At 58.5% G+C, this 3356-nt stretch carries 4 protein-coding genes; 1 reads left to right on the top strand and 3 read right to left on the bottom strand.

Features of this window, described 5'->3' with window-relative positions:
* Positions 1-67 precede the first annotated feature (67 nt).
* Positions 68-742: a hypothetical protein gene (locus EOA86_RS27545; protein WP_128344564.1), complete on the top strand. Its 675-nt coding sequence runs from the start codon at positions 68-70 to the stop codon at positions 740-742.
* Positions 743-808: 66 nt separating this feature from the next.
* Here the strand turns inward: EOA86_RS27545 and EOA86_RS27550 are convergent, their stop codons facing one another.
* The 3 genes from EOA86_RS27550 to EOA86_RS39615 all read right to left on the bottom strand — a co-directional run.
* Positions 809-1978, bottom strand: coding sequence for a hypothetical protein (locus EOA86_RS27550; protein ID WP_091595088.1), 1170 nt, complete (start codon positions 1976-1978; stop codon positions 809-811).
* A 9-nt stretch (positions 1979-1987) separates the two neighbouring features.
* Complete coding sequence (locus EOA86_RS27555; RefSeq protein WP_091595086.1) at positions 1988-2989, bottom strand: nucleoid-associated protein; 1002 nt, start codon at positions 2987-2989, stop codon at positions 1988-1990.
* 131 nt (positions 2990-3120) lie between these two features.
* Positions 3121-3356 (bottom strand): hypothetical protein (locus tag EOA86_RS39615; RefSeq protein WP_206630145.1); only part of this gene is annotated, 236 nt, incomplete at its 5' end.

Here is a 3356-nt window from a genome sequence, read left to right on the forward strand (position 1 = left end):
CCAGTACCGCGCAGACAAGACCGAACGTTCCGCGCTGGCGAAGCGCCGGACCGATCGGGACAAGGCATTGAAGGTTCAGCAATTGATCGCGGATCTCGGCAACGCGCCGAGGATTTCGAAGGAAATGAGGAGCGTCTTCGCAGAGAATCTAAGCAATCTGATTTCTTCAAGAGAGCCTTATCAACATCTCTGGCATTCCGGCGACATTCATCGACGAGGGTCGGCGGCACTCGATCATCCCAAGAAGACGATCACACTGTTCGCCGCGGGCAGGAAGGCAGCCAAACTCGCGCCAGAACGGGGTTACGAGCAGATGCGTCAGCTAGCGCTCGGTATTCCTGGCGTGGGCGTGAATATGATCACGGCGATTCTCTGCACCTTCGCCCCGAAGCGGTACGCTGTCTTCAACGGCAATACCTCCGGCGCCCTAGCGGCGATCGGCATTGGCGCGCCTCGAAGTCCAACTGTCGCAACGCTGTCGGCCGAACGATACACGCAATTGTGCGCTACCATCGACGCGCTGCGGAGGCGCATCGGTGGCGCTGATTTCACGGACGCCGACGCGTTTCTCAACTGGCTGTATTTCAAGACGAAGCCTTCCAAGCGCGCGCATGAGGGAGGCGCCCCAAAAACCTCACCTTGCGTGTCGCGGCCACGCCAAGTTGTCCGGCAGCACCGCGCCTCTAATCGGCCGTTCAGGCAGAGTTTGCCTTCACCGAAAGCGGGCAGTCCGTTCGAGTGAACCACATGGCCCATAGTGCCCCAATCGAACGAATCTCGCTTCTATGGCGTGACCCGAACGGCGCTCTCAGCACGCCCACGGCATCAGAGTTGTCAGCTGGAAATAAATGCGCCAGGTGAGTAGCGCCCCGAGCCCGCAGACGACAAGGATGATGCCAAGGACGAATCGGTGAAGTGTAATCCGGTTTTCCAGCTTGCGATAAAGAGGGAGGAACTCCGCGGCGACGACCGAGTAATCGCCCTTCAGCTTGGTCTTCTGTCGGGTCAGATCGTCGTCTATCGTCGACAGCGTCAGCAGCTGGTTGACGATGGCAAACGCCAGGAGGGCAACGAACAGCGTTGCACCGAGCGAGATGGCGAGGTTTGCCCAGAAATTCACGTCGCATTGAGTTGCGGGCTTGAGCTGCGTGGCGATGATCACACTCGCGACGGGAATGCCCATTATCTGGTTCTGGATGTCATGGAATGTCTTATGGATCTTACCGGTGTAGTCCGCGATGGCCTCTTCCGCCTTCCCCCGGATCTTGTCGTACGAGAACTCCGACGCGAACAGCCTATAGCTGTCCTCGCACTTTGTGACGAAGTCCCGAAAGTGTCGAAGAAGGTACCTGAAGCGCTCGCCTTCGGGATGGGTGCGACACGTCTCGATGAGCGTGGTAGCAACGATCGCAGCCTTCTGGTCCTTGTGCACCTTCTGCATGACGAAGTTCTCGAACTCGTCGACCAGTATGGAGTTTACGGAGACAAGGTCCGATGACCTGAAGTCTACACGGACCATCAGCCGGATCGAGCCGAGGAACAGCATCTCCGCCTGGTACGGGTCGAGAAACGCAGCCGCCTCTTTTAAGGTGCGGACCAGGCGCAATGCGTTCCGGTAGCGCGCGACGGCGTCGGGAACGACGGTATCGTTGTAGGCGAACCTCTCCTCGATCAGGTAATAGCGCTCCGGCTCGGCTATGCGGTTGCGACGGTTCTCGAGCAGCCGGTCGAGGGTGAGCGCGAGGAAGCCAAGTCCTGTGCGTGGAGCGCCGATTTCGACGCTAACTGTCGCGCCTATGACGACCGCCGACGCTGAGTCGACCGTGAATGCCGCGTCGTCGAAAGCCTTCTCATCGCTTTCAATCTGCTTCAGCGTTTCCACAATGCTGTAATCGCGGACCGTCAACTTTCCCGCGGAGCCATCTTTCGAGAACTCCGTGTTGCGGTAGAGTGCTATCAGCTGGTCGAACGTGATCATGAGGCTACGCTACTCCTGATCGTGTTCCAGTCTTTCGATCAGGTCGGGAGGGAGTTCGGTGAAGGTCAGGGTCTTCTTGTCGTCGTTATAGACGATCTTGCCGTCGGTAAGGGCTTGCCGATTGAATTCGACCGACCAGAGCCGCGTCTTCGCGGAGAACTTCACCATCGGCGACAGCGCTCGCTTCTTCGGAACGAAGCCGTCGCCAAGTCCGACATCCGGATCTCCGAGCGATTTGGCGAGTTCTTTCGGGTTCTCTGGAAAGAGCTCGTTGGAGAATGTCTCGAGATCCAAAGGCTCGTTGTCCCGGATGTATCGCTGGCAGATGTCGTACGCCTTCTGCAGGAAAGCTTGCTTGTCCTTCACGAAGCCCTTCGCCGGCTCGGCGAAACCGTTCAGCACGCGCACCAGTGTCCTGGTATCCTCGAGGTCCTGAACGGTGCTGTCGCAACCGAGGAACTCCTTGAAGTACTCGGCGACGTTCCCCTTGCCCTTTAGGAAGCCGATGTAACGGTCCGCCGAGTTAGTCCATGCCGTCATGTTGATCCGGCCGGCGAAGCGGAAGCCGTCGAGGTCGAGGTGTTCGACTGACGCGATGTCAAAGCTTTTGGTGAGCGCCGCACCGAGCTTGTCGTTGATGATCGCCACTAGCAGAAACCGTTGCTCGTCCTTCTCGAGATGCGCGAAAAGGACGTGACCGCCCGTCGCCCCGGGCTTTCGGCGCGCCTGAACGGTCAGTGTCGTCATCAGCTTGGCCGTGAGCGTGGCGAAGTCCTTGAAGTCGCCCTTCCGGAACTCGTCAAGATAGGTCTGTGCCGGATAGTTGTCGGAGCTTGCCGCGAAGCGCCCGTGAGACTTCGAGGCGCGGCTCGCATACATGGCGTGCAGCTCGCCGACCACGCGCTCCACCGTTTCCGAGACCTTGAGGTGCGCGTTACCCGACACCGTTTCAAAACTCTCGGAATTCCTCTTCAGGTCGTGCACCGCGACCTGAATGACCTGCTCGACCATCGAATCCTCCCCCTCGTGATGGCAGTTATGCGAGACGTGAGGGCCCGAACGCAAGTGTTCGAAGGATTAGCAGACCGAATATCCACGCCATGCGTGTCGAAAGGCGGAACGTCTTTCGATCCGCTCATGGCCTACGATCGCAGCGCGGTTTGGATCTTCTTCCACTCAGGAATTTCATCGAAATGGTACTTACGCAGCCTCGTGAAAAGATCGAACGCGTGAAGGGTTCTTAGGATTAAGAGCGGGGCATTGAACGACGCCATTAGCACGCCCGAGAGAGTATCTTGCCGTTCAGCGAGCAACGCCTTGAGAACGACGATCTCGTTGCCGGGGTCTACGATCCAGGCTCCGGCATTGGCAACGAAGG

The organism is Mesorhizobium sp. M5C.F.Ca.IN.020.32.2.1 (assembly GCF_004023105.1).
GTDB classification, from domain to species: domain Bacteria; phylum Pseudomonadota; class Alphaproteobacteria; order Rhizobiales; family Rhizobiaceae; genus Mesorhizobium; species Mesorhizobium wenxiniae.

Coding starts and splice junctions, on each gene's coding strand:
- EOA86_RS27550 (WP_091595088.1), bottom strand. CDS start 1,978: ATGATCACGTTCGACCAGCTGATAGCACTCTACCGCAACACGGAGTTC.
- EOA86_RS27555 (WP_091595086.1), bottom strand. CDS start 2,989: ATGGTCGAGCAGGTCATTCAGGTCGCGGTGCACGACCTGAAGAGGAAT.